We start from the raw sequence: 26,297 nt of genomic DNA, 5'->3' as shown, positions 1-26,297 counted from the left end.
GCGCTTGTGACAATCGGCCGCGTGGAGCGACGGCCTGCCGCACCTGCGCGCCGTCCCCTGCTGGGAGGTGCTGGCCGTCAAGCGCCGGCCCGTCGTCTGTCACGGCGTCACTTGAGGTGGAAGACAGGCCCGCGCGGGCGGAAGGGCAGTGAGGCGCCCTGCGGGATGAGGAAGGCGTGCTCGCGCCGGATGCGCAGCACGTCGCACTGCCCGTCGGTGATCAGCAGGATGGGCCCGTCGGGTGGGAAGTCGTCGGCGCGTTCGAGCAGCCTGACGCCGGGCTGCAGGACGGTGCCGCCCCGGCCGCGCACCCTGACCTTGGAGGCGATCTCCTCGACGGGCAGGTAGCCGGCGTCGTAGGCGGCCGCGTCGCAGAACACCACGCGAGCCCGGGGCACGTCGCGGGCCGCGGCGTAGGAGGCGATGGCGCCGAGTGCCTTGCCGAGCAGCTTGACGTCCATGGAGCCCGAGGTGTCGAGCACCACCCCGAACGTGGTCTTGCGCACGATCTCCTCTGGCCTGATCCGGCCGGGACGCGGGATGTGCGGGGTGGCGGCCTGCCTGCGGGAGGCGCGGGCGTGGGTGCGGCGCCGCTCCTCGGGCTGGAAGTGCTCGTCGAACCAGCGGGCGAGGCGGGCGTCCCACGGCAGCGGCGGCTGGTCGAGGGCGCGGATCTCCTGTTCGAGCCCGGCGGGCAGCAGGCCCCTGCCGCTGGACTGGTGGTAGGCGAGGCCGGTGGTCAGGGCGTTGCGGTAGTACTCGTCGAGATCGACGTAGCCGCCGGCGGGGCGGCGGGGCGGGTGGTCGAGCACGTCGCCGAGGCCGCGCCCGCGCAGCGTGCCGAGCTTCCTGAGGCGGCGCAGGTCGGTGGCGATGCGGTCGTAGACGGCCTCGGCGGACATGCCGGTGAGCGACTGGTCGTACAGCAGGCCTTCCGGCATCTCGCCGACTCCCATCTCGACCAGCCAGCCGTTGATGACGTAGTCGCAGGCGACGTTCCACAGGTACGCGTCGCGCATACCGGCGCGTTCGCCGTGGCGGAGCGCGGCGTGCAGCATCTCGTGTGCCAGCACGAAGCGCCAGCCCTGCTCGGTCTGCTTGCTGAGCGGGTTGATGTAGATCTCCCCCGCCTCGGCGCTGACGGCGGCGATCGAGATGTCCCGGTCGCGGGCGAGGTCGGCGTCGGAGACGATCGTCATGCCCGCGGCCAGCGCGCCGAGCAGCGGGTACGACGACACGAACCAGCGCAGCGCCGCATCCCACGGCCCTTTCACGTGGCCTTGCGCGGGGGTGCGCGGCGCGCCCGCCGCATCCAGCGCGGCCGTGGCGGCGTCGGCGATGCCGATGGCGAACGAGCGCTGGAAGTCGAGGAGGTCGGCCAGCTCGGCGGTGCCGATGCGGAAGTCGGGCGCGCCCAGGGGGCGGTAGGCGTCGGGCACGCTGGTGCGCCGCCACAGCTCCGACAGCGCCACCTCGTCGTGCGGTGGCAGCTCGGCGGGCAACGGCGCGGGGCAGCGGCCGATCTTGAGGGTGCGCAGGAAGCGCTCGACGGCCAGGCAGCAGGCCGCGTGGTACGCCGGGCCGGGCAGGTCGTCGTCGATGTCCTTCGGCGCGCACGAGCGCGGGTCGGCGTGGCCGAAGCCGAGGTGGAGCAGGAGGTGGGCGAACACCCACGCCCATTCCTCGGCGGGGGCGCGGCGTTTGGCGTGGAAGTGCACGTGGCCGCGGGCGTTGACGTACGCCCAGGTGTCGGCGCCCAGGTCGCCGTCTTCGTACAGGCGGCTGGAGAAGACGCGGAACAGCGGCAGCCTGGTGACGGTCTCCCAGCCCTTGAGCGCCTCGGCGCGCCAGGGGTCGGCCTTGGCCTTGCGCCGGCTCATGAGCGGGCGGCCATCAGGCGGGGCACGTCCCTGCCGACCTCGACGAGGAACCAGGTGGGCAGCACGGGCGTGCCGTCGGCGTCGTTGGCGATGACGAGCTGGGCGCACTCCAGGGAGATCTCGGCCAGCTCGACCAGCAGCGTCTTGGCGCGGAAGCCGAGGTCGCGGCCCCGGCTCGAGGCGCCGCGCTTGTCGGCGGGCAGCTCTTTGATCAGGCGGGCGCGGAACGCCTCGGCGAGGAAGTACAGCAGGTCGCGTTCCTCCGGCCGGCGCGGCCACGGCGCGTCGCCCTTGAGCACGGCTTCGAGGTCGTAGGCGTGCCGCACGGTCTTGACGTAGGCGCGGAAGGCGGAGGCGTGGGCGTTGCTGAGGGTGCCGAAGGCGAGCACGCCGAGGGTCTCGTCGGAGATGTCGTCGCCGTACGAGAGCAGCACGTCGGACAGCATGTGCCAGGCGCGCGGCGAGGAGAACGGCTCCTCGGTCTTCGGCGGCGGGCTCCACAGGTGGTCGGGCCGCTGGGTGAGGTAGTCGATGATCCACGGGTGGATGCCGTTGGCGGCGGCCCACTTCAGCCAGTCGTCGGAGGAGGCCCGCAGGTGGACGTGGACCAGCCGGTTGATCAGCGCGGAGGCCATGGGCCTGGCCAGTGCGTTGTCGGTGGCGCGATTGCCCGCGCCGATCACGACGGAGCCGGCGGGCAGCTCGTACGTGCCGATGCGGCGGTCGAGGATCAGCGAGTAGAACGCCTTCTGCACCTCGGGAGAGGCGGCGTTGAGCTCGTCGAGGAACAGGCAGTAGGGCTCGGGCCTGGCGATCGTCTCGGGCGGGGCGAACCTGCTGCGCCCGCCGACCAGCTCGGGCACGCCGATGAGGTCTTCGGGGGCGAGCTGGGTGCCGAGCAGCGTCACACAGTCGAGGCCGAGCGAATCGGCGAACTCGCGTACCAGGGAGCTCTTACCGATGCCGGGCGCGCCCCAGAGGAAGACGGGACGGACCACGGCGACGTGCAGCAGCAGCTCGGGGAGCTGTGCCGGGGTGACCGTGATCGTCGCCTGCATGTCTCCAGATTGTCCGATCTGATCGTCGCGCGCGACGCAATAAATGCTTTGCCCGCCCGGAGCGCCGCCTCCTACAGTGGCCGCCATGTCGAGCATGTGCTGCTGCCCGGTGTTCATCCGCATCCGCCACAGCCGGCCTCTGGCCCGCTAGCGGATGCGATGAGCTGACGACGAGAGGCTGAGCGTCCGCAGGCGCGCCCGGGGCCGTTCGAGAGACCTGTTCATCTCGAGGCCCAGGAAAGGGCAGTGCTGTGGCGCAGAACTTCGCGCACGGGAATCATTCACACACTCAGAAGAAGATCAGGAACGCCGGTGGCGGTCGCACGCCCGTCGATCGGGCGCGGCGCACGCTGTCGCAGAACTTCCTCGTCGACCGGCATGCCGTGCACCTGGTGGTCAAGGCCGCCGCGCCCGAGGGGCTGGTGCTTGAGCCCGGCCCGGGGACGGGGGTGCTGACGTTCGCGCTGGCCGCTGCGGGCGCGCGGGTGATCGGCTACGAGCTGGACCCGCGGCTGGCCGGTGCGCTGGCGGCGCGGACCCGCGACGATGCGCGCATCCAGGTGGTGAGGGGCGACTTCGCGCGGGCGCGGCCGCCGGGCGAGCCGTTCGCGGTCGTGGGGAACATCCCGTACTCGGCGACGTCGCGGATCGTGGACTGGTGCCTGCGGGCGCCCGGACTGACCTCGGCGACGCTGCTCACCCAGCGGGAGTACGCGCGCAAGCGCACCGGCGACTACGGCCGCTGGAGCCTGGTCACGGTGCGGTCGTGGCCGTGGTTCGACTGGCGGCTCGGCGACACGATCGGCAGGGAGAGCTTCCGCCCGGTGCCGTCGGTGGACTCGGCGATCCTGCGCATCGCGCGCAGGCCGCAGCCGCTGGTCACCGGCCGCCGCTCGTACCAGGAGCTGGTGGAGCGGGGTTTCGGCGGGGTGGGCGGCTCGGTGCGCGCCTCGCTGAAGCCGCACTACGCCGGTGTGGACGCCGCGCTCGCGGCGGCCGGCGTGGCCCGCGACGCCGTCGTGGGCCACGTGCACCCCGACCAGTGGGTCACGCTGTGGCGGCGGCTGTGCCTATGAGGCGGCCGGCGACGCCGGAGACGCCGGCGAGCCGACCTTAGTGCCGCCCTTAAGAGGGCGGGCGAGCCCTGGGACCTTCGCGACGCGGCGGCCCCAGGGCATCGCCAGCAGCAGGATCGGCAGCATCACGATCGAGGCCCGCGACCAGTACGTGTGCAGCAGCCACCAGGTCTGCGCATCGAACTGGGTCATGTAGAGGTAGCCGTAGGCCGACCAGAACGACGTGGTCAGGATGGCCGCCCAGGCGAACCTGGTGGGCCTGGCGACCAGGAACGGCATGAACCACAGCAGGTACTGGGCACCGAGCCGGGGCGTCATGACCATGAAGATGAGCAGGATGGCCGTGGTCATGTCGATCGGGTCGGCCCGCCGCCACAGCAGGATGACGACCAGGACGCTGACGTAGATCAGGTTGGTGCCGAACGAGGCCAGCTCGGGCCGCAGGTCCCAGCTTCCGCCGGTGAACCACGGCGTCCAGCCCCATTCGCCGACGATGGGCCGGATGTCGCGGATGGTGTCGATGACGGCCGGGATCTGGCTGAGCGACGTGCCGGCGAAGATCGGCAGCGTCACCAGGAAGAAGACCGGCACGAGCCCGGTGGTGAACAGCCCCATGACGCGGGCGCGCAGGTTGGGCAGGAGCAGCAGCATGCCGGGGATCAGCCAGATGGGCCAGCTCTTGGCACACAGCGCGAGACCCATGAGCAGGCCGGCCAGCGCACCCCGGCGCAGGTGGGCGCGGTCGTCGGGGCCGGGGATCAGCGCACGGTGCAGCATGCCGCCGCGGCCGATCACGCGCGGGATGGAGCCGCGCACGCCGTAGGCGCTGATGCCCTGCCGCACCCTGGCGACGACGTCGGTGACCATGCCGGGCCTGTCGGGGTCGCCGGGGCCGCGCGCCACCACGAACGCGGCCACGCCGAACACCAGCGCGACCGGCTCGACCTGGCCGTGCACGGAGGCGACGAGCAGGGCGAGCGGGTTGAGCGCGTACTGGAAGGCGCGCAGCGACGCCTTGGGGCCGCCGGCGAGCTTGCCGACCAGCGGGATGAGCACGATGTCGGCGACCACGGTGACCAGGCGGCCGGCGTACTCCCACGGGATGCCGAGCCACAGCAGGATGCCGTAGACGTAGGGGATGGTCGGCAGGAAGTGCCAGCCGCCGTTGCTGGCCAGCACCGGGTCCTCGCCGCGCAGGACGGCCTCGCCCGCGGGCTTGAAGCTGTTGACGAAGTCGATCGGCTGCCATGTGCCGATGGCCGCGACGTACATGATGAGCACGCGCACGGCGATGCCGACCGTGAGCGAGACCCAGAGCGGCGGGCGCCAGCCTCGCCACTGCGCGACGAGAGCGAGGATGACACCGGCGGCGAGGACGATCCCCGTGAGAGCTGCGTAATCCATGGCGCGGTCTAGCCTGCCGCATGCCGGGACGTGCTGCCACTCGGCATGGGCGAGCGCTGCCGATTCTTATCCCCGACATGCCGACACGTATCCGCATACGCCGTCACTCTCTGTGTTGAACTTTTTCCATGGGGGGATCGCAGGTCAACCAGGCACTGGTCAGGCTCTATTTCGAGGTACGGGACGGGGTGCGCGACCCGGTCGCGGCCTGGGCGAAACTCACAGGAAACTCTCAGCTCTACCACCGCGCCCGGGGTGAGCGGCGGGTGCCGCTGGACGACGCCACGGCGGCGGAGATGGCCGCCGCCGCGATCGTGGACACGGCGGCCAGGCACGGGGCCGAGCGGGTGGCGGCCCTTGCGACCTCGCCGCTGTCGCGGCTGGTGGGCGCGATGGGGGGCGCGGTGCTGACCGAGCATCCGTGCGCGCCCGAGCAGGTGCTGGGGCCCTGGTTCGCCGGTCCCGGCGCCGACGACTGGGCGCGGCAGGCGTACGTGCTGCTGTGGGGCGAGAACAACCGGATGGCGCGTACGGCGGACACGCCGTGGGTGATCGCCGGGCGGTACAAGGGGCAGAAGGTGGTGGCGATCGGCACGCACCCGACCCGGCTGTCGGACGAGACGCTGGTGGTGCGGCCGGGCACGGACGGCGCGCTGGCGATGGCCATGGGGCATGTGCTGCTCAAGGAGTTCTACCTGGACCGCTCGCCGTTCGCCGGGCACGCGATGGAGCGTACGGACCTGCCGTCGCTGGTGCGGCTGCGGGAGCGGGAGGGCGCGTACGTGCCGGGCGGGCTGACGGGCGAGGTGTGCGACCGGCTGACCGTGTACGGCGGGCAGGCGGCCGAGGTGCTGCTGCCGCGCTTCGACGACGGCACGGGGGTGCTGCGGCGCGGCGTGCCGGTGCTGCGTGACGGTGGCGAGCCGGTGACGACGGTGTTCGACCTGCTGCTCGCGGTGTACGGGGTGCCGCGTCCCGGGCTGCCGGGTGTGTGGCCGGGCGGGTACGAGGACCGGGCGGAGCCGTACACGCCGGCGTGGCAGGAGGCGTACACGGGGGTGGCGGCGTCGCGGGCGTTGAAGACGGCGCGGGAGCTGGGGGTGACGGCGGAGAAGACCGGCGGCCGGTGCGTGATCGTGCCGGGCCGGCTGGAGACGCCGCATGCGGACACCGCGTACCGGGCGATGCTGGCGCTGCTGGTGCTGACCGGATGCGGCGGCGGGTGGGCGCAGGCGGGCGGCGCGGGCATCCCGCTGGTGCCGTACCTGTGCCTGCACGCGTGCGGCGAGGACCGCGCCGATGTCGGGGCGCTGAGCTGGGCGCTGGCCGAGGGACTGTTCGCGCGCAGGACGTCGCGGTCGGTGCTGCTGGAGGCGGTGGAGTGCGGATGGCCGATGGCGCCGCCGCCGCTGGTGCTGGCGCTGCCGCGGCCGATCTACCCGCTGCCGCCGGACGTGGACCTGCTGATCGGGCCCGACGACCACTGCGATCTGACGCCGCCGGACCCTGAGCTGCTGGCCGAAGCCGTGACCAGGCTGGCCGGCCGCCCGGCGAGGACGGAGCCGGGCGAGCGGCCGCGGCCGGGCCGGATGCGGCTGATGGTGGACCACGCCTGGATGCACGAGTACGGCGAGGCGCTGCCCACCTACCGGCCGCCCGGCCTCGGCATCCCGCTCAAGCCGACGCAGCTCGTCAGGGTCACCTGAGGTCAGGTGAGTGCGTCGAGGTAGGCGCGGTGCTCGCGGGAGAACTCCTTTCCGTTGAAGGCGTCCCAGTTGATCGACCAGGCCATGAGCCCGCGCAGGTCCGGGTAGACGCCGCGCGGCCGGTACGACCCGCAGCCGCTGCCTTTGGCCAGGCAGTCGAAGGCCTTGTGCACCTCGGAGACGGTGGTGAACCCGTTGCCCGCGTTCGGTGAGGCGGGCAGGCCGATGGCCACCTGGTCCTGGCGCAGCGGCGGGAACACGTTGGCGGGGTCGCCCGCGATGGGGAAGCCGGCCAGCAGCATGTCCGTCATGGCGATGTGGAAGTCGTGCCCGCCCATCGTGTGGTACTGGCCGTCGAGGCCCATGATCGGTCCTGAGTTGTAGTCCTGCACGTGGAGCAGGGTGAGGTCGTCGCGCAGGGCGTGGATGACGGGCAGGTAGGCCCCGCTCCTGTTGTCGGCCGTGCCGTTCGGTCCCGGGCCGTAGAACTGGTGGCCGAGCTGGACGAAGAACGTCTCCGGCGCCATGGTGAGCATGAAGTCGTCGCCGTAGCGGCTCTTGAGGGTCTTGAGCGCGGAGATGAGGTTGACGATGACCGGGGTGGTCGGGTGGCCGAGGTCGGTGTCGCCCGGGTTCAGGTAGAGGGAGTGGCCTTCGAAGTCGATGTCGAGGCCGTCGAGCCCGTACGTGTCGATGATGGCGGAGACGGAGCCGACGAACGCGTCGCGGGCGGCCGTGGTGGTGAGCTGGACCTGGCCGTTCTGGCCGCCGATCGAGAGCAGCACCTTCTTGCCCTGGGCCTGCTTGGCCTTGATGGCGGCGATGAACTCCGGCTCCGGTTCGACGCCCGGGCATTCGGAGGCGGGGCAGCGGTTGAAGCGGATGTCGCCCGAGGTGACGGAGGTGGGCTCGCCGAAGGCGAGCTGGATGACGTCCCACTCGTCGGGTACGTCGCTCATGCGGATGTAGCCGGAGCCGTTGGCGAACGAGGCGTGCAGGTAGCCGACCATGACCCGCTCGGGCAGTTCGCTCCCGCCTCCGCCGGCGTCGGTCGTGGTGCCGGTGACCGGGCCGGAGTATGGGGAGCAGTTGCCCGCGGCGTCGCAGGCGCGCACGCGGAAGGCGTACGAGGTCCGCGGGGCCAGGCCGGTCGCGGTGAACCTGGTGCCGGTGACGGCGGTGGGGGCGTCGCCGTCCCTGGACACCTCGTACCTGGCCACGCCGGTGTCGTCGGACGAGGCGGACCAGCTCACGTCGAGGCTGCTCGCGGTGGCGCGGCCGACGGTGACGTTCCCCGGGACGGTGGGCGGCTGGGTGTCCTCCTGGGGGTCGCCGCCGCCGGGGCCGTCGAGCTCGACGTCGTCGGCGAGGTAGGGGCCCTGGCCGTACCAGCCGTTGAGGTGCACGGTCACCGATGTGGTGGCGGGGCCGGTGGTGAAGGAGGTGGTGAGCTGCGTCCAGGCCGCGCCGGGCGAGGCCCAGGTGCTGGCGTCGACGCCGTCGCCGGTGGCGCCGAGGAAGACGTACGAGCCATGCACCCAGGCCGAGAGCCGGTAGGCGGTGTCCGGCTGGACGGTGATGGTCTGCTCGCAACGGGCCAGGTCGTCGCCCTGCGGGGTGGCGCGCAGGGCTTGGGTGCCGCCGTGCACGGGTGAGGTGACGGTCTCGGCGTGCGAGCAGGTCCAGCCGGTCAGGCCGGACTCGAAGCCGGGGTTGACGGCGATGTTGGCGGCATGTGCCGGGACGGCGGGACGTGCTGTGAACGCGGTGAGTGCGGCGGCGAGGAGGACCGCCGGTGCTCGGGATCTCATGCTGTCCTCACGGGTGGCCTCACTGGGGCCCGCCCCTGTGCGAAGGGGCGGGCCGGTCGGTGACTCAGAAGCCGGCGGTGATCCTGGTGAACTCCCAGTCGGCCTGCGCGATGCCGCTGCAGTTCGAGACCACGCCGCCGCCGGGGCAGCCGCGGTCGCGGTTGACCGCCCAGTACGCCATCCTGGTCAGGCCCTTGGAGTTGGCCCAGTCGCGGATCTGGGTCCAGGTGGCGGGGGTGGTCAGCTCCTGCTGGTCGGACAGGCCGTTCATGCCGGAGATGCCCATGTGGGCGTAGGCCTGCGCGTCGGTCCAGCCGTAGGCGTTCTTGAGCACGTTCTTCAGGCCCTCGGCGGCGTTGACGGTGTCCTGGTAGATGTTGGAGCTGCCGAAGTCGAACGGCATGATCGTGAAGTTGTCGATCGGCACGTTGAGCGCCTTGGCCTGGTTGATGAGGCGGACGCCGTGGTTGTTCGGGCCGGTCCGCTCGGTGCCGAAGGTGACGACGATCTTGATGTTCGGGTTGTTCTGCTTGACGATCTTGAGGGCGTTCAGGATGCGGTCCTGGACGGTGTAGTCGGCGAACTCGTCGGTGTTCTCGATGTCGAAGTCCACGACGTCGGGGCCGACGGCGTTGATGACCTGCTGCACCGCGTTCGCGTACGCCTGCGGTGACGAGCAGTTGGGGCCGAGCTTGTTGCCCTGCCAGCCGCCGAAGGAGATCTGGACCTGGCCGCCCTTCGACTTGATCGTGTTGATCGCCTGCTGGTCGGGGCCGCCGGTCAGCGGCCTGTTGCCGTCCCACGCCGGGGTGCAGCCGCCACTGGACAGGATGAACGCCATCGTGAACCCCTTGACGCCGGTCGCGTCCATCACCGTGCCGGGGTTCGGCGGGTTGCCCCAGCCCATGTAGAGGTAGGGGGCTCCGGCCATCTTCGTCGGGTTGGGCCCGGGGTTGCCGTCGCCCGCGGAGGTGGTCGCGGTGACGGAGTTGCTGGCGCCGGACAGGTTGCCCGCGGCGTCGCGGGCGCGGACGGTGTAGGTGTAGCTGGTGCTCGGGGCGCGGCCGGTGTCGGTGTACGACGTGCCGGTCACGGTGGTGACCAGGGTGCCGCCGCGGTAGACGTTGTAGCCGGTGACGCCCACGTTGTCGGTGGAGGCGTTCCAGGCCAGGGAGACGCTGCTGGAGGTGACGCCGGTCGTACGGAGGTTGCCGGGCGCCGACGGGGGCGTGGTGTCGTTGCCGCCGCCCGAGCCGCGCTGCCACAGTGCGGGCACGTTCGGCGGCTCCCAGCCGGGCAGCGAGGTGTGGGCCTGCAGGCACACGTAGTCGACGCCCTGGTAGGTGACGACCGCGCCGACCGCGTACGAGGTGTACGGCGCCCACTCGGCGGCGAGCTGCCTGACCTGCTGAACGGTGGCCTGTGCGGGAGCCGCGAGCCCCGCGCCGGTCAGCGCGAGTGCCACGCCGGTCGCTAAAGCGATGACTCTGCTGCGAATTCTCATGGCATCCCCTGGAGGTGAGGCTTGACGGTCTTGGAGAACGACCAGTTGTTGCTCGCGTCCCAGTTGATGGACCAGGTCATCGCGCCCCGGATGTCCGGGTAGGCGCGCGGCGGCACGAACGATCCGCAACTGGTGCGCTTGGCCAGGCAGTCGAGTGCCTGGTTGACGACGGAGGGCGCGACGACGCCGCCGCCGGCCGCGCCGGGACCGGCGGGCAGGCCCAGCGCCACCTGGTCGGGGCGCAGGCCGTTCTCGAGCTGGATGCAGGCCAGGGCGGTGATGAAGTCCACCGAGCCCTGCGCGTACGCCTGGGCCTGGTCGCAGCCGAGCATGCTGCCGGAGTTGTAGTACTGCGTGTGGACGACGGTGAGGATGTCCTTGATCGACAGGGCGAGCTTGAAGTACTCCATCCCGGTCGTCTGCATGTCGATGGTCTGCGGGGCCATGGTGATGATGAGGCCGTCGCCCGCCTTGGCGCGCAGCGACCTGAGGGCCTGGGCCATGTAGGTGGCGTTGAGGCCGTTCTCCAGGTCGATGTCCACGCCGTCGAAGCCGTAGCTCTGCATGAGCGCGTACACCGAGTCGGCGAAGCGGGTCGCCGCGGCGGCGTCGGCCACCTGCACCCGGCCGGCCTCGCCGCCGACCGAGAGGATCACCTTCTTGCCGCGCTGTTTCAGGGCCTGGACGTCGGCCTTGAACTGGGCGTCGGTGTAGCCGCCGAGCGCCGTGGCCAGCTCGCCGTCCACGGCGAAGGTGACCTCGCCGGGGCTCGCGGTGGCCTCGCCGAACGCGACGGCGATCAGGTCGTACTCGTCGGGCACGGCCGAGAGCCTGAGCTCGACGGCCGGGTTGACGAAGTTGTGCCAGTAGCCGGTGAGGAAGTGCTTGGGCAGGTCGTTCGGGCTTCCGGTGCAGCCGGTGGTGGTGGCGGTGACGTCGCGTCCCGCCGACTCGCCTTGATCGTTGTACGCCTTGACGGTGTAGGTGTGCGTCCGGCAGGCGGCGAGCCCGCCGATGGTGGCCGTGGTGCCGGTGACCGTGGCCTTGACCGTGCCGCCTTCGTAGACGCGGTAGCCGGTGACGGTGCCGCTGGAGGCGCCCCAGGTCAGGGTGATGGAGGTGTCGGTGGCGGTGGCGGTGACCGTTCCCGGCGCGCCGGGGACGCCGGGCTGCGGGGTGTCGTCGCCTTCGCAGGGGGCGCCGTTGAGCGTGCAGCCGGTGACGCCGGGCAGGCCGCCGGGGCTGCCGTTGAAGCCGAAGCTCACGCTGGCCCCGGGTGCGAGCGGGCCGGCCCAGCTCGGCGGGGTGAAGGTGTAGTGCTGCCCGTTCCTGGCCATGACGGCGTCCCAGGCGGACGGGATGCTGTAGCCGGACGGCAGGTCGAACTGCACGTTCCAGGTGGGCAGGGCGGTGGTGGTGCCGTTGGTGACGGTCACCTTGCCTTCGAAGCCGGAGCCCCAGTCGGACACCTTGACGAACGTCGCGGTGGCGGAGGCGGCCTGGGCCGGCGAGGCGTGGAGGGTGAGTGCGGCGGCGGTGGCGAGTGCCAGGAGGATCGCGCGTAATCTCACGGGTCTTTCCTTCGGGGGGTGTCGCGTGCCGTACGGCTTGCGCAGGGGGGTGAGAACGCAAGCCGTACGGCACGGCCCGCGGAGGTGTGCGCGGGCCTTTCGGGGGTGTCTGCGCGAGACCTTGCTGCGGTTGTCAGGACTGGTTCGGATCGGGATTACTTTTAGGAAACTTTCCTAAGGATTGCCGCGATAGTAGCTTTGACACACCGCGCTTACAAGACCCAAACACGACCTTTGCCGCACGGGACAGATGCCCCGCACGGCGGAGGAGCCGCCCGTACAGAGGGGGACCGGAGCGGGAAAGTCATCGATCTCCGGATATCGTGTGATGTCATCGGTTCGTCCTCTGGAGCAAGCGGCATGTTCTTCGGCATCACCGATTTCTGGGCCTACGCCATCGGCGCCTTCCTGATCATCCTGTTGCCGGGGCCCAACTCGCTCTTCGTGCTCACCCACGCCGCCGCGCACGGCGTGCGGCAGGGCTACCGGGCGGCGTGCGGGGTCTTCGTAGGCGACACGGTGCTGATGTTCCTCAGCGCGGCCGGAGCGGCCTCGCTGCTGCGCTCCAACCCGGTGCTGTTCACCATCGTCAAGTACGCGGGCGCCCTCTACCTCGCCTGGATCGGCCTGCAGATGATCCGCGGCGCGTGGAAGTCGTGGCGGGCCGCCCCCGAGGTGTCGGAGGAGCCCGTGACGGCGGCGCCGTCCAGGTCGGAGCCCCGCCCGTTCCGCAAGGCGCTGACGATCAGCCTGCTCAACCCGAAGGCGATCCTGTTCTTCGTCTCGTTCTTCGTGCAGTTCGTCGACCCCGGCTACCCCAACCCGGCGCTGACGTTCGTCATCCTCGGCGCGGTCATCCAGCTCTTCAGCTTCCTCTACCTGACCGCGCTGATCTTCGGCGGCACGTTCCTCGCCACGCAGTTCCGCCGCCGCAGGCGGCTCGGGGCGGGCCTGACCTCGGGCGTCGGCGTGGTCTTCCTGGGATTCGGCGCGAAGCTCGCCACGGCGTCACTCGGCTGAAAGCCGCGGTCAAGGCTCTGCCGGTTTCGTGGAGACAGATCGAACAGGTCAAAGAGGCCGTCACACCACCGGCCCTCAGGTACGGTAAGCCACCGGCGTGTTTCCCGGGACGGCGGCGATGACGCTCTGGTGACAGCGAGCGGTCCATCGGGAAAGCCTGGTCCCTGGAAGCCCGGGTAGACGCTGATCGTCGGCCTATCTGCGGAGCAGCCTTGAACCATCATCAGGTCACTCTTCCACGCCTCACCGCGCTCGCCAGGCAGGCGGCTCCCAAGCTGCTCGAGGCGGTCGTGGCGCCGCTGGCCGTGTTCTACCTGGCCATGGTGGTCCTCGGTTTCAAGTGGGCGCTCGCCCTGACCGTCGCGTGGGTCTACCTGGGTGTGATCTGGCGGCTGATCAGGCGGGTGAAGGTGCCCGCGACGATGTACCTCGCCGCGTTCGCGATCACCGTACGCGCGGCCGTGGCGTTCTGGACCGGTACCTGGATGTGGTTCTTCATCCAGCCCGAGATGGGCACGATTTGCATCAGCTTCGCCTTCCTCGCCTCGGTGCGGCTCAACCGGCCGCTCGTGCAGAAGCTCACGCTCGACTACATCCACCTGCCGTCGGCGGTGCTCAAGCACGAGCGGGTACGCCGGTTCTTCGCCCGGATCACCCTGCTGTGGGCGTTCGTGCTGCTGATGAACTCCACGCTCAGCATCGCGCTCGCGGTCTACGAGTCGCTCGCGGGCACATTGGCCGGGTTCATGCTGCTGCGCACGTCAGCGGTGGCCCTGATCAGCGGTACGGCGATCGCGTTCTCGGTCATCGCCTTCAAGCGGCTGCTGCAGCGCCTCCACGTCGTGCACACCTGACCGCGCTGCCGAGCGTTCGGTCAGGAGGAACGCCCCGCACATCCCCATCACCAGCCCGGTCAGCATGCCGAACAGCGCCACGAACCGCTCCAGGCCGCCCTCCCCCGCGCTGACCGGCCCGCCCGCCGCGCTGAGCACCATCGCGTACAGGCCCCAGGAGAACAGCACGGCCGAGCCCAGCCAGAGCAGCGCCAGCGGACGCCAGAACGGGCCGTCACCCCTCCTGCGCACGAGCTCGACCAGCGCGAACGCCGCCGCGATCGCCAGCGCGCCGCGCAGCAGATCCTGCACCGCGAGGTACGGATCCGCCCCGATCACCCCCACCAGCATGATCACGCCGAGCGCCACGGCCACCGGAAAAGCGCCCCAGGCGATCACCCGCTGCAGCGGCGCGGAAGGGCTGGGGAAGGCGAGCGAGAGCCGGGTGGTGAAGACCGCAGGCCAGCGGTCCCTGGCGTAGAGCACGAACGCGGCCAGCAGGCCCACGCCCTGGCCGACGAAGCCGCCGTACACCATCGCGTAGACCCACGGCTCGATGGGACCTCCGCTCAGCGCCTCCAGCCCGGATGCGGCCAGCACGACCGGCGCGCTGACGACCACCACCGACAGCAGGCCGGAGCCGACCCACAGCGGCAGCAGCACCAGCCAGGCCGGCAGGCGCATGCCCCAGCGCATGGTGAAGGCCAGCGCCGGCAGCAGGCCGACGGCGTTCATGCCGAACGTCATCGCGTTCAGCCCGATCATCGCCGGGTCGCCCATCAGGGCGGGGTCGCCGACGCCGACGTAGTGTCCGGCCAGCCAGAACAGCTTCAGCGTGAGATAGGGCAGCATGGCGGCGACCGCCACGATCGCGGCGGTGACACGGCCGATGCCGGGTCGTGCGTCAGTCATGCTCCGAGGGTGTCGCGACGGGCTCCCGCGCTCCTCCCGAGCGGCAGGGATCCTCCTCCCTCTCATGGGGGAGGGTCACGTCGAGCTCGAAGCCGCCGTCGAGGGGGCGCGCGGTCAGCGTGCCGCCGGCCAGCCGGACCCGCTCGCGCAGGCTCGCCAGTCCCAGACCGCCCCTGCGGGCCGTGGGCCGCGTGCGCGGCGGCCCGTTGCGCACGCGTACGCGGTGCGGCGAGACCGACACCACGACCTCGGCGCCCGGCGCGTGCTTGGCCGCGTTCGTGAGACCTTCCTGCACCACCGGACCGGCCAGGGCGGGCATCGGGCCGCCCGCCAGGTCGAGCCTGATCGCCATGCCGGAGACCGCGGCCCTGTGCACCAGCTCGGGCACCGACTCCCCCGGCGCGGGTTCCGCGGGCCTGTCCAGGGGCGTCAGCGGCGCGGCGTCGGCGTCGTCACGCAGAATCCCGATGATCTGCCGCAGCCGCTCGGTGGCCTCGGAGGCCGCCTCGCGCAGCTCGCCGACCGCCTTGACCTGGGCGGGCGCCAGCCCGTGCGCCAGCTCCAGCCCCGCCGCCCTGACCGCGATCAGCGCGAGGTCGTGGCCGAGCGAGTCGTGCATGTCGCGCGCGATGCGCGCCCGCTCCCGCAGCCTGGCCTGCGCCTCGACCGACAGCCTGGCCTGCCGCGCCTGATGCAGCAGCCTCCTGCGCAGCACTCCCAGCAGGTACGGCACCACGTACGTGCCGAGCAGCGCGGTGACCATCGACACCCACCAGGCGAGGTCGCCGCCCATCCACAGCACCACGGCCACGCCGACGAGCGTGATCAGGCAGAAGGCCGCCAGCGCCGGCGTCGTGCGGGCCAGCCGCCGGCCGGTCAGGTAGGCGTACCACATGACGAACGGCGTGGTCGGCAGCAGCGGCAGGATCTTGACGTCGCGCCGGGGCAGCAGCCACGTCAGGTCCACCGTCGCGAACCCCTCGGCGAACCGCCACGGCCCGAGCGGCAGCAGCAGGATCAGCGCGGCCAGCGGCCAGCGGCGGCCCACCAGCACGGCCACCGTGGCAAGGCCCCAGCGCGGCAGGGTCACCATGGCGAACCGCGCGGGATCGAGGAAGGGGTCGGCTCCCATCGCGGCGATGATCACGCACAGCCCCGCCCAGAGCAGCAGGTCATAGACCACCTGGCGGGGGCTCTCGCGGCGGAGCTGACGCAGATACCTCACACCTGCCGACGTTATCTCCCGGTGGCCGCGGCGGGGACCGACGGAGGTCGAGTACGGCACCTGACGAAAGTCAGGGTGGGGTGCCGCCCACCGTGACGGTAGGGCTAGCCCTACCTGGAAATCGCCTACCTCCACTCCTGATTTCGCCGCCGCGAAAGGCTTGGATCGATGGTGTCATCGGGAGAGGTTCACCGGCCCGACCCCGACGAAAGTAGGGGACGGACCGTGCCGATCGACCGATGTGCGTGACCTGCGGAGTCCCTACCTTCCAGGGGTGGCGGCCCTGACCCGAATCGGGGACAGGGCCGCGTTCGACCCGGGGCATCCCCGATACCCCGGGACATCCCGCACGGACAGTCTGTGTGGTGCCCCCAACGATCGGAGTACGCGCCCATGTCGCACGCCATCCTCGACTTCCTTGAACAAGTGATGTCGTCGCCGTGGCTGTATGTCGCGCTGTTCGCCCTGTCGGTGCTCGACGGGTTCTTCCCGGTCGTGCCGGCCGAAACGGCCGTCATCACCGCGGCGGTGTTCGCGGCCTCGGGCCAGACCGAGCTGGTCCTGGTCATCGTGGTCGCGGCACTGGGCGCGTTCGCGGGTGACCACATCTCGTACCTGATCGGCAACAAGTCGGCGGGCAGGCTGCGGGAGAAGAAGGCGATGGTCTGGGCGCGGAACGCGCTGGCGGAACGCGGCGGGCTCGTCCTGGTCGTGGCCAGGTACATCCCGGGCGGCCGCACCGCGACCACGCTGACCATGGGCGCCGTACGGCATCCGCTGCGCTCGTTCAGCTTCTTCGACGCGATCGCGGCGGGCTCGTGGGGCCTGTACTCCGGCCTGATCGGCTACTTCGGCGGCATGGCGTTCGAGAAGGACCCGATCAAGGGGCTGCTGCTGGGCCTGGGCATCGCGGTGTCCATCACGGTCGTGGTGGAGGTCGTGCGCTGGGTCAGGAAGCGGCGCGCCACCCAGGCTTCCCCGGAACGCCTTCCGGTGGACACGTCCCTTTGACCCTGCCAGGTGACCATCCGTTCGAAAGGAGTGCGCAATGACTGTGCTGGCCGCGGTGATCGCCCTGGTCGGTTCGCTGTTCTTCGCGCTCGGAGCCGCCCTGCAGCAGTTCGAGGCGGTCGGCACCGCCAAGCCGGGGCTGCTCGTCCTGCTGCGGAGGCCGCGCTGGCTGCTCGGCGGCGCGTCCATCCTCGCGGGTGGTGGCCTGCACATCGTCGCGCTCGGGCTCGGCCCGCTCACCGTCGTCCAGCCGATGGGCGTGGCCAGCCTGCTGTTCGCGCTTCCGCTCGCCGCCGCGCTGCACAACCGCAGGCCCTCACGTAAGGAGCTGGCGGCCGCGGTCGTGGTGGCGGCCGGGCTGGTCGGCCTGGTGCTGCTGGTGCCGGAGTCCGACGGGCCCACGTATCTCAGCCCGAGCGGCGTGCTGACCCTGCTCGGCGTGGCCGGCGTGGCCGCGGTGCTGCTGTGGGCGGCCTCGCAGGTCGTCTCGCCGGCCTGCCGCGCGGCGCTGCTCGCCACCAGTTCCGGCGTCCTGTACGGCGCCACCGCCACGCTCATGCGCGTGCTGGTGGACGGCGGCTGGAACTGGTGGTACCTGCTGGCACTGCCCGTCCCCGCCCTGCTCGCGCTCATGATGCTGCAACGTGCCTACGCCGTCGGGCACTTCGGCGTCTCCTTCGCCGCCCTGCAGATCACCGACCCGCTGACGGCGGTCGCGTTCGGCGCGCTGCTGCTGGGCGAGCCGCTGCCGACCGGGGTCCTGCCCGTCGTGGCGGCGCTGCTGACGGCCGTGGGCACCGTGGCCCTGGCCAGAACGAGCCCACTGGAAACCCGCTGATGTCTCTGACCGAAATCCCGGCCGACCCTGAGTCCGTAATGAAGATGGAGTCACCTCTCATGGCCATGCCTCTGCACAGCACCCCCCAGGCCCCGTCGCTCCGCCCCGCCCCCGAGCGGCCCCGCCGCGTGCTGATCTCGACCGACACCTACCCGCCGGATGTGAACGGCGCCGCGTACTTCACGCACCGCCTGGCCACCGGCCTGGCCGCGCGCGGCAACGAGGTGCACGTGGTGTGCCAGTCGGAGACCGGCCCGGCCACCGCGAACGTCGAGGACGGCGTGGTCGTGCACCGATTGCGCTCGGCGCCGCTGCTGGTCCACCCGACGATGCGGGTCACCGTGCCGACCCGGCTCGACCGGCTGATCGCCGACATCAACCCCGACGTGCTGCACACCCAGGGCCACTTCGTGGTCGGCAGGGCCGCCATCGCCGCCGCCCGCCGCGCCGGGGTGCCGATCGTCGCCACCAACCACTTCATGCCCGACAACCTCTTCCAGTTCGCGCACATCCCGGCGCGGCTGCGCAAGCAGGCGGGCCGGCTCGCCTGGCGCGACTTCAGCCGCGTCTTCAACCGGGCCGACCACATCACCACGCCCACCCCGCTGGCCGCCAAGCTCCTCGCCGACCAGGGCTTCCGCCGCGAGGTCGAGGCGGTCTCCTGCGGCATCGACCTGACCAGGTTCCACCCGCGCCCCGAGCCGAAGTCGTGGGCCCGCAAGAACTTCGACCTGCCGGACCGGCCGACCGTGCTGTTCGTCGGCCGCCTCGACGAGGAGAAGCACCTGGAGGAGCTGGTCCGCGCGCTGCCGATGGTGCTCAATGAGACCGACGCCCAGCTCGCGCTGGTCGGCAAGGGCAACCAGCGCGCCGAACTGCAGCGGCTGGCGGGGCGCATCGGCGTCGGCGACCGGGTGTTCTTCCTCGGGTTCGTGCCGGACGAGTCGATGCCGCAGGTGTTCGCCGCCGCCGACGTGTTCGGCATGCCGGGCATCGCCGAGCTGCAGAGCATCGCGACGCTGGAGGCCATGGCCTCGGGGCTGCCCGTGGTGGCCGCCGACGCGATGGCGCTGCCGCACCTGGTCGACGCCAACGGCTACCTCTACCAGCCCGGCGACGTCGTCGCGCTGGCCCGCCACCTGACCACGATCCTCACCGACGACGAGCTGCGCGCCAAGATGGGCAAGGCCAGCAGGGAGATGGCGCTCACCCACGACGACCAGGCCTCGCTGGCCAGGTTCGAGCGCATCTACGACGAGGTGGCGCGATGACGCGAAGCCGGACCCTGTGGAGCACCGTGCTCCTCACCGTGGTGTCGGCGGGCGCGCTGGTCTACGCGGAGGTGACGCTGCCCTGGCAGGTGCTGCTGAGCGACTACGCGCTGGTCCCCGGCGGCCTGGTGCCCGTGCTCATCGGGATGCTGGCACTCGCGGGAGCGTGCCTGAGTCTCGCGTACGGGCTGGCCGCCGCCGATCCCGCGCGGACCGCGGCGACCAGGGTGCTGCTGGTGGCCGGCGCCGCCGGGCTGATGATGAGCGCGATCTTCCCGACCGACCCGGGGACCTCGCAGGTGGGCACGGTGTCCGGCGAGATCCACCGCTGGTCGGCGGCGATCGTCTTCACCTCGCTGCCCGTCGCCGGCTGGGCGCTGGCCAGGGGACGCGGCGGCGCGCCCCGCTGGAACGCCGTGCGCTCGATGGCCGTGGTCTCCGGGGTGTCGCTCGCGGTCTACCTGGCCGCCCACCCGGCCTCGTTCACCTCGCCGCTCATCGGGGGCGCGGCCTACTACGGGCTGCTGGAGCGCGCCGTGGTGCTGGCCGAGATGGGGCTGCTCGTCACCATGGCGGTGGCGACCGCCACAGGCCGCCCGGCCGTCAGGACCGCGCACGACCACGCGAGAACGGGCCAGGTCCCGGCGGAGCGGCGCTCTGACCACCCCGAGCGGCCGGGCGAGCAGGAGCGGCTGGCCGCATGACGCCCACACTTCGGGCGGCGTCGAAGGAACGCCGTCCTAGCGTGGCTCCATGCTCATCACACGCCATGCCGCAGCCGAGGCCGTGCTCGCCGACCCCAGGTACGTGCCGCCTCCCGTCCCTCAGGACGGCGCGGAGGCAACCCTGGCCTGGCTGCGCGCCAGGGTGTCGCGCTTCAGCACCGGCGCCACGCACGCCGAGCGCCGCCGCGCCCTGGTCGCGCTGCTCGACGGCATCGATCCCGCTGAGCTGCGGGTGCGGGCCGGGGCGCTGACCGAACGGCGAAACGGTGACTGGCGCGGAGTGCCCACGGAAGTGCTCGGGGCCGCGCTCGGCGTCGCGGACACCGCTCCCGTGGCCGACGCCGCGGCCGGCTACCTGTCGGGCGAGTCAGGCCCGGCCGCCGACGCCGCCGTCGCGAAGCTGCTCGCCACGACCGGCATCCCCGAGATCACCCTGCTCCTCCAGGCCCACACCGCCACCGAGACCCTCATCGAGCACGCGCTGCGCCGTCTCACCCTTGGTACGGACGCGGACGCGCTGCTGCGCGAGACGCTCCGGCACGATCCGCCGCTCACGGTCACCCGCAGGATCGACACGGAAACGGGCGACGAGGTGACGATCGACCTGGTGGCCGCCAACCGCGACCCTGATGTCTTCCCCGACCCGGAACGCTTCGACCCGCACCGCGCGCACTCCCCGCACCTGACCTTCGGCCACGGCGTGCGCCCCTGCCCGGGGCCCCCACGCGCTCGCCCTGGCGGCGGGCGTCCTGGAGGGACTGCTGCCGTGAACTTCCGCGACCTGCACCGCCCCGGCGACCCCTTCCTGCTGCCCAACGCCTGGGACTACGGCTCGGCCGCACTGCTCGCCGCCCATGGCTTCCCCGCGATCGGCACGACGAGCCTCGGCGTCTCCGCCGTGCACGGCAAGCCGGACGCGGCCGGCGCGACCAAGGCCGAGACGATCGGGCTGGCCAAGACGATCAGCGGACTCGGCGTCATGGTCACCGTGGACATCGAGGGCGGGTTCAGCGACGACCCCGGCGAGGTGTCCGACCTGGTGGCGACGCTCGCCGCGATCGGCGTCGCGGGCGTCAACCTGGAGGACGGCCGCCCCGACGGCACGCTGCGCCCGATCGAGCTGCACCAGCGCATCATCGAGGCCGCCAAGGGCCACGGGGTGTTCGTCAACGCACGTACGGACACGTGCTGGCTGAAGACCGGCGACACTCTGGAGCGGGTACGCGCCTACGGCCACGCCGACGGGATCTTCGTGCCCGGCCTGAGCGACCCCGCCGCGATCGCCGAGGTGGTCGCCGCCACGCCGCTGCCGGTCAACGTGCTCTACCAGCCCGACGGCCCGCCGCTCGCCCGGCTCGCCGAGGCCGGAGTGGCCAGGGTGAGCACCGGGTCGCTGCTCTACCGGGCCGCGCTGGGGGCGGCGCTGGGCACGGCGCTCGGCGTACGGGGGGAGCCCGCTCCGCCCATCCCGACTTATCAGGAGATCGCCGCCACGTTGCGCTGATAATCGAAGGTATGCGCTTCCGGATCCTCGGCCCCACCGCCGCGTGGCGGGCCGACGGCGAGCCGGTGGAGCTGGGCGGGCCCCGAGTACGCGCCCTGCTCACCCTGCTCGCCCTGGATGCGGGCCGCATCGTCGGCGCCGGACATCTGGTGGCCGGCATGTACGGCGGCGATCCCCCGAAGGTGTGGCCAACGCGCTGCAGTCCCAGGTCTCCCGGCTGCGCAGGGCGCTCGGCCGCGACCGCGTCGAGTTCCACCCGGCGGGCTACCGGCTGGTCGCCGGCCCCGAGGACGTGGACGCCCGCCGCTTCGAGCGGCTGGCCCGCGAGGGCCGGCAGGCGCTGGCCGGCGGCGACGCCGGGCGGGCCGCGGCGCTGCTGCGCGAGGCACTGGAGCTGTGGCGGGGCGCGCCGCCCAGCTCATGCGCGCCCTGTACGGCAGCGGCCGCCAGGCGGAGGCGCTGACCGTCTACGAGGACGCGCAAAAGCTGCTGGACGAGGAGCTGGGCGTCACACCCGGCCCAGAACTGGCCGCCGCCCACCTGGCCGTCCTGCGGGCCGACCCGGCACTGGCCCCGCCACCCCACCCGCCGATCGCCTCCCCCACCCGCCCCGCTTTCACGCCGCCCGGAAGCCCGGCTGCCAAGCCCGCGCCCGCAGCCGCCGAGCCCGTCGCCGCAGCGCTCGCCCACTCCACCGTCCCTCCGGCCGGCTCGGAGCCGTCGGCCGCCGGCAGACCGCCGGGGAACGGGCGGCCGGGGCCGCTGCGGTCGGGGTTACGCGGCCAGATCACCGGCTTCGTCGGCCGTACCGAGGAGCTGCGCCAGGTCGAGGAGAGCCTGCGGGACGGCCGGCTGCTCACGCTGGTCGGCCCAGGCGGGGCGGGCAAGACCCGGCTCGCGATCGAGGCGGCGGCGCGGCAGACCGGCGAGGTGTGCTTCGTCCCGCTCGCGCCCATCTCCGGCGGCGTGTCGCAGGCGGTGCTGGCGGGCCTGGACATCCGCGACGTCACGACGCACGTCCCCGAGCGTCACCACGTCGATCCCGTGGACCTGCTGGTGTCCGCGCTGGCCGGCAGGGAGCTGCTGCTGATCCTGGACAACTGCGAGCACCTGATCGCGGAGACGGCCGAGCTGGCCGACCACCTGCTGGCCGCCTGCCCCCGGCTGCGCGTGCTCGCGACCAGCAGGGAGGCGCTGGGCATCACGGGCGAGTCGCTGCTGCCGGTGACGCCGCTGCGGCTGCCGCCACCGGAGGCGGACGACCCGCTCGGCTACCCGGCGGTGCGGCTGTTCGCCGACCGGGCGGCCGCCGTCCGTCCCGGGTTCGCGGTGGACGACGGCAACCGGGCGGACGTCGTACGGATCTGCCGGGCGCTCGACGGTCTGCCGCTGGCGATCGAGCCTGGAGCACACGGACGTGCTGGTGGCGGGGGCGGCCGGGGTCGTGCTGCTGGGCTGGTTCTGGCTGCGGCAGCGGCGGCTGGCGGACCCGGTGATCGACGTGCGGCTCTTCGCCCGGCGGGCGTTCAGCGCCTCGATCCTGACGAACCTGCTGGCGATCTTCGCGATGTCGGCGATGATGCTGATGTTCTCCTGGTACCTGCAGCTCGTGCTGGGCTGGTCGCCGCTGCCGGCGGGCCTGGCGCAGCTTCCCGGCGGGCTGAGCGGCGCGGTCGGCGGCGTGCTGGCCGCCCGGCTGATCCCGCTGCCGGGCAGGAACGGCGTGGTCGCGCTCGGCCTGGCGATGAACGCGGGCGCGTTCCTCTACTACACGACGCTCGGCACCGAACTGACCTACCTGACACTGGTGCCCGCGATGGTGATCGGCGGGATCGGCATCGGGTTCGCGTTCACCGTCAACAACGACAACGTGCTGGCCACGGCCCCGCGAGAGCGCGCGGGCGCGGCGGCGGCGGTGTCGGAGACGGCGTTCGAGCTGGGCGGCGCGCTCGGCATCGCGGTGCTGGGCACAGTGCTGACGGGCGCGTACCGGAGCAATCTGGAGCTGCCTGCGGGGGTGCGGGGCGAGGCCGCGCGCGAGTCGCTGGCGAGCGCGCTCACCGTGGCCGAGGGACTGCCCGCGGGCCAGGCGGCCGGCCTCGTACGCGCCGCGCAGTCGGCCTTCCTCGACGGCATGCACCTGGCGTCGTACGTCACGGCGGGCATGCTGGCCGCGGTGGCGCTGCTCGCGCTGGTGGGCCTGCGAGGCGTGCCGAAGGTCATCCCGGAGGAGATGCCGGCCGCGGCCCGCTCCTGACCGGACGGCCGCGGCTCAGGGGGTGGGGTTGGTGGGGCAGGGCCGGGTGGTCGTGGGCGCGAGGCCGTCGAGCCGCGTCCCGATCATCCTGGCCACGCCCTCGATGGTCTCGATGCCCGTCCCCTCCCCCGGCTGCCGGTCGGTCTGCACCGACAGCAGCAGGTCGCGTCCCGGCCCCGCGACCCGCCCATAGCTGGTCACCGCCCAGGTGTTCTGGATGAACGGCCTGGGCGTCCAGCCGTTCTTGAGCGCCACCCGGTCGCCCGGCCTGGCCGCCGCGCTGACGCCCCACGCCTGGTCCTGCTGAACCTGCTCCATCAGCTCCAGCACCGTCCGCCGGTCGGCCCTGGTCAGCCCCTTGCCGCCCTTGACCAGCACGCGCAGCAGCCGGATGCGGTCGGCGGGGCTGGTCTTGGTGCCGCCCCAGTAGACGCTCGGCCCGGGTGTGGTCTCCCGCAGGCCGATGTCCCGGTAGAAGGAGCTCATCGCACCGCCGCCGCCGACGCGCGACCACAGCGCGTCGGCGGCCTTGTTGTCGCTCTCCTTGATCATGCGTTCCGCGAGGTCGCGCTCACCCTCGCTGAGCCCGGCGTCCCGCCGGTGCAGCAGCGCGACGAGGATGTCCACCTTCGCGCCGCTCGCGGTGATCATGTCGTTCTGGTGCTCGCCCTGGCCGATCCGTACGCCGGTGACCAGGTCGAGCGCGCCGTAGACGATGCGGCCGGGGCGTCCCGCGAGGTAGCGGGCGATATCGCGCTGGAGCCGGGTGCGGGCCAGGGCCGCGCCGCGCGGGTTGGGGATCGCGAGCAGGCAGCGGACGGCTTTGGCCGGGGGGCGTACGAGGATGCCCGCCCCGGCCCGCCCGGCCTCAGGCGGTGCCACGGACGCCGGCTCGCTGCCGCAGCCGGCCACGAGCGTCAGGCTCAGCCAGAGGAGCATCCATCTCGCACGCACGCCACCAACCCCCGATAGCTCGACGGGGGTCGTACGTGAACATGCCCGGCATCACCGGCCCATCCCTCACACTAGGGCTTTCCTGGACAGACCTTCAGCACGCCGTTGCCCGGGCAAGGCCGCGCACCGGCCAGGCGCGCGGCCGTCACCGGCGGCCCGCCCCTCGGTGCGCGGCCCGCAGTCAAGCCCGCATCAGGCGCTAGGAGTCGAAGCCGAGCCCCATCCGGTCGAGCGCGCGCAGCCACAGGTTGCGCTTGCCCTGGTGCTGGTCCGCTTGGGCGATCGACCAGCGGGTGAACTGGATAACCCCGGAACGCACCGGCTCCGGCGGGAACGGAATCGGCTTCTCCTTCACCATGCGCAGCTCGGTCCGCTCGGTCGGCTTGCCGGACAGCAGGTCGAGCATGACGTTCGCGCCGAAGCGGGTGGCCCCGACGCCCATGCCGGTGTAGCCGGCCGCGTAGACCAGCCGGCCGCCGTGCGCCTGCCCGTAGAAGGCGCTGAAGCGGCTGCAGGTGTCGATGACGCCGCCCCAGCGGTGGGTGAAGCGCACCTCGTCGAGCTGCGGGAACGTCTCGTAGAAGTGCCCCGCGAGCTTGACGAACGTCTCGTCGCGCTGCTCGTACTCCGGCTTGACCAGGCCGCCGTTGTAGTAGACGGCGTCGTAGCCGCCCCACAGGATGCGGTTGTCGTCGGTGAGCCGGTAGTAGTGGAACTGATTGCCCGAGTCGCCGACGCCCTGACGGTTGCGCCAGCCCACCGAGGCGAGCTGCTCGTCGGTCAGCGGCTCGGTCATGAGCGCGTAGTCGTACACCGGCACCACGAAGTGCTTGAGCCGGCGCAGCAGCGGCGGGAAGACGCCGGTGCCGAGCGCCACCTGGCGGGCGGCGACCGCGCCGTTCGGGGTGCGCAGGGTGATCGTCTTGCCGTCGTCGTGCAGCGCGCGCACGGGGGTGCGCTCGTGGACGCGTACGCCGAGCCGCAGGCAGGCCTCCCGCAGCCCCCAGGCCAGCCGCGCGGGATCGAGCATGGCGCAGCCGCTGCGCTCCCAGAGGCCGCCCAGGTAGGTGGGCGAGTCGATCTCGGCGCGCACCTGCTCCGCATCGAGCGGCACGTAGTCGAGCCCGAGGTCGGAGATGATGTCGAGGTGCTCGTGGAGCGCGTCCACCTGCCAGGGCTCGGTGGCGACGTGCAGCTCGCCGGTGCGCTCGAACGAGCAGTCGATGCCGTAGCGGGTGAGCGTGGCCTCGATCTCGTCGAGGTTGGTCACGCCCATGCGTTCGAGTTTGTCGATCTCCTCCGGCCACCGCTCCAGCCCGTTGGCCAGGCCGTGGGTGAGCGTCGCCATGCAGAACCCGCCGTTGCGGCCTGTGGCCGCCCAGCCGATCCTGCGGCCTTCGAGCAGGACGACGTCGAGCGAGGGATCGCGTTCCTTGGCCATCAGGGCCGTCCACAGGCCCGAGAAGCCGCCGCCGACGACGACCAGATCGGCGGTGGTATGTCCGAAGAGCCGCGCCTGCGGCTCGGGTCTGGCCGGGTTGTCCAGCCAGTACGGCTTGCGCTCCGCATCAGCCAGCGCCTTCAGCGGATCCACAAATCCCACTTCCCTACATGTCTGAATATGTGAATGGTGAAATTAGCGGGATCAATGAGGTGATCACGCGCGGGTTCCCCCCGCCGGAATCCGATCTCGCCTCCCTGTTCCTGGTCAGCAGCCGATCATGTGAGAAAGCCCCT

The 26,297-nt window shown here is 71.9% G+C and carries 23 protein-coding genes and 1 pseudogene; 12 read left to right on the top strand and 12 right to left on the bottom strand.

Going from position 1 to position 26,297, the window contains the following annotated elements; genetic code table 11:
* Positions 1-107: 107 nt before the first annotated feature.
* Positions 108-1,880, bottom strand: coding sequence for a hypothetical protein (locus tag ACFMQL_RS22675; protein ID WP_378786932.1), 1,773 nt, complete (start codon positions 1,878-1,880; stop codon positions 108-110).
* Positions 1,877-2,938 (bottom strand): MoxR family ATPase, encoded by a 1,062-nt coding sequence (locus tag ACFMQL_RS22670; RefSeq protein ID WP_364070246.1) that lies wholly within the window; start codon positions 2,936-2,938, stop codon positions 1,877-1,879. The genes ACFMQL_RS22675 and ACFMQL_RS22670 overlap by 4 nt, the downstream gene beginning before the upstream one ends.
* 299 nt (positions 2,939-3,237) lie before the next feature.
* Here ACFMQL_RS22670 and erm point away from each other — a divergent pair, with 299 nt between their 5' ends.
* On the top strand, positions 3,238-4,014 hold the full coding sequence (erm, locus tag ACFMQL_RS22665; RefSeq protein WP_378790195.1) for an ErmE/ErmH/ErmO/ErmR family 23S rRNA (adenine(2058)-N(6))-methyltransferase: 777 nt from the start codon (positions 3,238-3,240) through the stop codon (positions 4,012-4,014).
* On the opposite strand, the gene ACFMQL_RS22660 is transcribed toward erm, so the two are convergent.
* The gene (locus ACFMQL_RS22660) at positions 4,009-5,418 is read right to left on the bottom strand and encodes a hypothetical protein (RefSeq protein WP_378786930.1); all 1,410 of its coding nucleotides are present in this window, start codon (positions 5,416-5,418) and stop codon (positions 4,009-4,011) included. The two genes, erm and ACFMQL_RS22660, sit on opposite strands and share 6 nt — an antisense overlap.
* A 128-nt stretch (positions 5,419-5,546) precedes the next feature.
* Here ACFMQL_RS22660 and ACFMQL_RS22655 point away from each other — a divergent pair, with 128 nt between their 5' ends.
* Positions 5,547-7,124: a molybdopterin-dependent oxidoreductase gene (locus tag ACFMQL_RS22655; RefSeq protein WP_364070238.1), complete on the top strand. Its 1,578-nt coding sequence runs from the start codon at positions 5,547-5,549 to the stop codon at positions 7,122-7,124.
* A 2-nt stretch (positions 7,125-7,126) separates the two neighbouring features.
* Here ACFMQL_RS22655 and ACFMQL_RS22650 read toward each other — a convergent pair whose 3' ends face one another.
* From ACFMQL_RS22650 to ACFMQL_RS22640, 3 genes are all read right to left on the bottom strand, one after another.
* The gene (locus ACFMQL_RS22650) at positions 7,127-8,935 is read right to left on the bottom strand and encodes a chitinase (RefSeq protein WP_378786927.1); all 1,809 of its coding nucleotides are present in this window, start codon (positions 8,933-8,935) and stop codon (positions 7,127-7,129) included.
* A 64-nt stretch (positions 8,936-8,999) separates the two neighbouring features.
* Entirely contained in the window at positions 9,000-10,439 is a 1,440-nt protein-coding gene (locus ACFMQL_RS22645) for a carbohydrate-binding protein (protein WP_364070232.1), read from the bottom strand.
* Entirely contained in the window at positions 10,436-12,010 is a 1,575-nt protein-coding gene (locus tag ACFMQL_RS22640) for a chitinase (RefSeq protein WP_378786926.1), read from the bottom strand. The genes ACFMQL_RS22645 and ACFMQL_RS22640 overlap by 4 nt, the downstream gene beginning before the upstream one ends.
* A gap of 360 nt (positions 12,011-12,370) precedes the next feature.
* Here ACFMQL_RS22640 and leuE point away from each other — a divergent pair, with 360 nt between their 5' ends.
* Together leuE and ACFMQL_RS22630 are read left to right on the top strand one after the other, a co-directional pair.
* The gene (gene leuE, locus ACFMQL_RS22635; protein WP_364070227.1) at positions 12,371-13,030 is read left to right on the top strand and encodes a leucine efflux protein LeuE; all 660 of its coding nucleotides are present in this window, start codon (positions 12,371-12,373) and stop codon (positions 13,028-13,030) included.
* Between the two features lie 212 nt (positions 13,031-13,242).
* On the top strand, positions 13,243-13,884 hold the full coding sequence (locus ACFMQL_RS22630) for a VC0807 family protein (protein ID WP_364070224.1): 642 nt from the start codon (positions 13,243-13,245) through the stop codon (positions 13,882-13,884).
* Here the strand turns inward: ACFMQL_RS22630 and ACFMQL_RS22625 are convergent.
* Both ACFMQL_RS22625 and ACFMQL_RS22620 read right to left on the bottom strand, forming a co-directional pair.
* Complete coding sequence (locus ACFMQL_RS22625) at positions 13,792-14,775, bottom strand: hypothetical protein (protein WP_378786924.1); 984 nt, start codon at positions 14,773-14,775, stop codon at positions 13,792-13,794. The two genes, ACFMQL_RS22630 and ACFMQL_RS22625, sit on opposite strands and share 93 nt — an antisense overlap.
* Positions 14,768-16,000, bottom strand: a complete 1,233-nt coding sequence (locus ACFMQL_RS22620) for a histidine kinase (RefSeq protein ID WP_364070220.1) — start codon at positions 15,998-16,000, stop codon at positions 14,768-14,770. The genes ACFMQL_RS22625 and ACFMQL_RS22620 overlap by 8 nt, the downstream gene beginning before the upstream one ends.
* A gap of 393 nt (positions 16,001-16,393) precedes the next feature.
* On the opposite strand from ACFMQL_RS22620, the gene ACFMQL_RS22615 reads away from it, so the two are divergent.
* Genes ACFMQL_RS22615 through ACFMQL_RS22595 form a run of 5 tightly spaced genes read left to right on the top strand, consistent with a single transcriptional unit; the run spans position 16,394 to position 21,349 of the window.
* On the top strand, positions 16,394-17,011 hold the full coding sequence (locus ACFMQL_RS22615; RefSeq protein ID WP_364070217.1) for a DedA family protein: 618 nt from the start codon (positions 16,394-16,396) through the stop codon (positions 17,009-17,011).
* Between the two features lie 37 nt (positions 17,012-17,048).
* Positions 17,049-17,849, top strand: a complete 801-nt coding sequence (locus tag ACFMQL_RS22610) for a DMT family transporter (RefSeq protein WP_378786921.1) — start codon at positions 17,049-17,051, stop codon at positions 17,847-17,849.
* A gap of 59 nt (positions 17,850-17,908) precedes the next feature.
* The gene (locus ACFMQL_RS22605) at positions 17,909-19,120 is read left to right on the top strand and encodes a glycosyltransferase (protein ID WP_378786920.1); all 1,212 of its coding nucleotides are present in this window, start codon (positions 17,909-17,911) and stop codon (positions 19,118-19,120) included.
* Positions 19,117-19,824, top strand: coding sequence for a DUF998 domain-containing protein (locus ACFMQL_RS22600; protein WP_378786918.1), 708 nt, complete (start codon positions 19,117-19,119; stop codon positions 19,822-19,824). The genes ACFMQL_RS22605 and ACFMQL_RS22600 overlap by 4 nt, the downstream gene beginning before the upstream one ends.
* A 49-nt stretch (positions 19,825-19,873) precedes the next feature.
* Positions 19,874-21,349, top strand: a complete 1,476-nt coding sequence (locus ACFMQL_RS22595; protein ID WP_378786916.1) for a cytochrome P450 — start codon at positions 19,874-19,876, stop codon at positions 21,347-21,349.
* Here the strand turns inward: ACFMQL_RS22595 and ACFMQL_RS22590 are convergent.
* A complete protein-coding gene (locus tag ACFMQL_RS22590; protein WP_364070206.1) occupies positions 21,322-21,495 on the bottom strand; it encodes a hypothetical protein in 174 nt (57 codons plus the stop codon). The two genes, ACFMQL_RS22595 and ACFMQL_RS22590, sit on opposite strands and share 28 nt — an antisense overlap.
* 38 nt (positions 21,496-21,533) lie before the next feature.
* Between ACFMQL_RS22590 and ACFMQL_RS22585 the strand changes: the two genes are divergently transcribed.
* Together ACFMQL_RS22585 and ACFMQL_RS22580 are read left to right on the top strand one after the other, a co-directional pair.
* The gene (locus ACFMQL_RS22585) at positions 21,534-21,812 is read left to right on the top strand and encodes a BTAD domain-containing putative transcriptional regulator (protein WP_364070204.1); all 279 of its coding nucleotides are present in this window, start codon (positions 21,534-21,536) and stop codon (positions 21,810-21,812) included.
* A pseudogene (locus ACFMQL_RS22580) lies at positions 21,770-21,859 on the top strand (BTAD domain-containing putative transcriptional regulator); the annotation flags it as partial. The gene ACFMQL_RS22585 and the pseudogene ACFMQL_RS22580, both read left to right, overlap by 43 nt.
* A gap of 264 nt (positions 21,860-22,123) precedes the next feature.
* Here ACFMQL_RS22580 and ACFMQL_RS22575 read toward each other — a convergent pair.
* Positions 22,124-22,492, bottom strand: coding sequence for a hypothetical protein (locus ACFMQL_RS22575; protein ID WP_378786913.1), 369 nt, complete (start codon positions 22,490-22,492; stop codon positions 22,124-22,126).
* Positions 22,493-22,766: 274 nt separating this feature from the next.
* Between ACFMQL_RS22575 and ACFMQL_RS22570 the strand changes: the two genes are divergently transcribed.
* The gene (locus tag ACFMQL_RS22570; RefSeq protein WP_378786911.1) at positions 22,767-23,606 is read left to right on the top strand and encodes an MFS transporter; all 840 of its coding nucleotides are present in this window, start codon (positions 22,767-22,769) and stop codon (positions 23,604-23,606) included.
* A gap of 15 nt (positions 23,607-23,621) precedes the next feature.
* Here ACFMQL_RS22570 and ACFMQL_RS22565 read toward each other — a convergent pair whose 3' ends face one another.
* Together ACFMQL_RS22565 and ACFMQL_RS22560 are read right to left on the bottom strand one after the other, a co-directional pair.
* Positions 23,622-24,560, bottom strand: coding sequence for a serine hydrolase (locus ACFMQL_RS22565; protein WP_378786909.1), 939 nt, complete (start codon positions 24,558-24,560; stop codon positions 23,622-23,624).
* A gap of 199 nt (positions 24,561-24,759) precedes the next feature.
* A complete protein-coding gene (locus ACFMQL_RS22560; RefSeq protein WP_378786908.1) occupies positions 24,760-26,154 on the bottom strand; it encodes an NAD(P)/FAD-dependent oxidoreductase in 1,395 nt (464 codons plus the stop codon).
* Positions 26,155-26,297 lie beyond the last annotated feature (143 nt).

Origin of the sequence: Nonomuraea fastidiosa (genome assembly GCF_042751225.1) — a bacterium.
Taxonomy (GTDB): Bacteria; Actinomycetota; Actinomycetes; order Streptosporangiales; family Streptosporangiaceae; genus Nonomuraea; species Nonomuraea fastidiosa.
This window is presented reverse-complemented; position numbering and strand designations above follow the sequence as displayed.

Excerpts from the sequence above, each read along its gene's own strand:
- ACFMQL_RS22590 (WP_364070206.1), bottom strand. The coding sequence starts at position 21,495 with ATGTCCGGCGCCGACGATGCGGCCCGCATCCAGGGCGAGCAGGGTGAG.
- ACFMQL_RS22660 (WP_378786930.1), bottom strand. The coding sequence starts at position 5,418 with ATGGATTACGCAGCTCTCACGGGGATCGTCCTCGCCGCCGGTGTCATC.
- ACFMQL_RS22670 (WP_364070246.1), bottom strand. The coding sequence starts at position 2,938 with ATGCAGGCGACGATCACGGTCACCCCGGCACAGCTCCCCGAGCTGCTG.
- ACFMQL_RS22600 (WP_378786918.1), top strand. The coding sequence starts at position 19,117 with ATGACGCGAAGCCGGACCCTGTGGAGCACCGTGCTCCTCACCGTGGTG.
- leuE (WP_364070227.1), top strand. The coding sequence starts at position 12,371 with ATGTTCTTCGGCATCACCGATTTCTGGGCCTACGCCATCGGCGCCTTC.
- ACFMQL_RS22610 (WP_378786921.1), top strand. The coding sequence starts at position 17,049 with ATGACTGTGCTGGCCGCGGTGATCGCCCTGGTCGGTTCGCTGTTCTTC.
- ACFMQL_RS22675 (WP_378786932.1), bottom strand. The coding sequence starts at position 1,880 with ATGAGCCGGCGCAAGGCCAAGGCCGACCCCTGGCGCGCCGAGGCGCTC.
- ACFMQL_RS22625 (WP_378786924.1), bottom strand. The coding sequence starts at position 14,775 with ATGACTGACGCACGACCCGGCATCGGCCGTGTCACCGCCGCGATCGTG.
- ACFMQL_RS22595 (WP_378786916.1), top strand. The coding sequence starts at position 19,874 with ATGCTCATCACACGCCATGCCGCAGCCGAGGCCGTGCTCGCCGACCCC.
- ACFMQL_RS22650 (WP_378786927.1), bottom strand. The coding sequence starts at position 8,935 with ATGAGATCCCGAGCACCGGCGGTCCTCCTCGCCGCCGCACTCACCGCG.
- ACFMQL_RS22605 (WP_378786920.1), top strand. The coding sequence starts at position 17,909 with ATGGCCATGCCTCTGCACAGCACCCCCCAGGCCCCGTCGCTCCGCCCC.
- ACFMQL_RS22645 (WP_364070232.1), bottom strand. The coding sequence starts at position 10,439 with ATGAGAATTCGCAGCAGAGTCATCGCTTTAGCGACCGGCGTGGCACTC.
- ACFMQL_RS22615 (WP_364070217.1), top strand. The coding sequence starts at position 16,394 with ATGTCGCACGCCATCCTCGACTTCCTTGAACAAGTGATGTCGTCGCCG.
- ACFMQL_RS22655 (WP_364070238.1), top strand. The coding sequence starts at position 5,547 with ATGGGGGGATCGCAGGTCAACCAGGCACTGGTCAGGCTCTATTTCGAG.